Raw genomic sequence first — 1,565 nt, forward strand, 5'->3', positions numbered from 1 at the left:
GATAAGCGGATTTGCCTACTTATCAGCCTAACTGCTTGGACGTGCACAACCAATCGCACGCTTCTTCTATCCTTCTGCGTCCCTCCATTGCTCAAACGATAAAGAGGTGGTACAGGAATATCAACCTGTTGTCCATCGCCTACGCCTGTCGGCCTCGGCTTAGGTCCTGACTAACCCTGAGCGGACGAGCCTTCCTCAGGAAACCTTAGGCATTCGGTGGACGGGATTCTCACCCGTCTTTCGCTACTCATACCGGCATTCTCACTTCTAAGCACTCCACCAGTCCTTACGGTCTGACTTCACTGTCCTTAGAACGCTCCCCTACCACTGATACCATTGGTATCAATCCGCAGCTTCGGTGGTGTATTTAGCCCCGGTACATTTTCGGCGCAGAGTCACTCGACTAGTGAGCTATTACGCACTCTTTAAATGGTGGCTGCTTCTAAGCCAACATCCTAGTTGTCTAAGCAACTCCACATCCTTTTCCACTTAATACACACTTTGGGACCTTAGCTGGCGGTCTGGGCTGTTTCCCTTTTGACTACGGATCTTATCACTCGCAGTCTGACTCCTAAGGATAAGTCATTGGCATTCGGAGTTTGACTGAATTCGGTAATCCGATGAGGACCCCTAGTCCAATCAGTGCTCTACCTCCAAGACTCTTACACTTAAGGCTAGCCCTAAAGCTATTTCGGGGAGAACCAGCTATCTCCAGGTTCGATTGGAATTTCTCCGCTACCCACACCTCATCCCCGCACTTTTCAACGTGCGTGGGTTCGGGCCTCCATTCAGTGTTACCTGAACTTCACCCTGGACATGGGTAGATCACCTGGTTTCGGGTCTACGACCACGTACTAAACGCCCTATTCAGACTCGCTTTCGCTGCGGCTCCGCCTCTTCAGCTTAACCTCGCACGGGATCGTAACTCGCCGGTTCATTCTACAAAAGGCACGCCATCACCCGTTAACGGGCTCTGACTATTTGTAGGCACACGGTTTCAGGATCTCTTTCACTCCCCTTCCGGGGTGCTTTTCACCTTTCCCTCACGGTACTGGTTCACTATCGATCACTAGGGAGTATTTAGCCTTGGGAGATGGTCCTCCCAGATTCCGACGGAATTTCACGTGTTCCGCCGTACTCAGGATACATTCAAGAGAGAACGAAGTTTCGACTACGGGGTTGTTACCCTCTACGACGGACCTTTCCAGGTCGCTTCGTCTACCTCGTTCCTTTGTAACTCCGTATAGAATGTCCTACAACCCCAAGAGGCAAGCCTCTTGGTTTGGGCTATGTTCCGTTTCGCTCGCCGCTACTCAGGAAATCGCATTTGCTTTCTCTTCCTCCAGGTACTTAGATGTTTCAGTTCCCTGGGTCTGTCTTCCTTACCCTATGTATTCAGATAAGGATACCATACCATTACGTATGGTGGGTTTCCCCATTCGGAAATCTTCGGATCAAAGCTTACTTACAGCTCCCCGAAGCATATCGGCGTTAGTCCCGTCCTTCATCGACTCCTAGTGTCAAGGCATCCACCGTGCGCCCTTTCTAACTTAACCAAACTAAAA

General features: G+C 50.4%; 1 rRNA gene. It reads right to left on the reverse strand.

Annotated features, from left to right (window positions below):
* Positions 1-1,556, reverse strand: a 23S ribosomal RNA gene (locus ACTFR8_RS30270); the annotation flags it as partial.
* Positions 1,557-1,565 lie beyond the last annotated feature (9 nt).

Source organism: Bacillus cereus group sp. MYBK15-3, from assembly GCF_051916765.1.
Taxonomy (GTDB): domain Bacteria; phylum Bacillota; class Bacilli; order Bacillales; family Bacillaceae_G; genus Bacillus_A; species Bacillus_A cereus.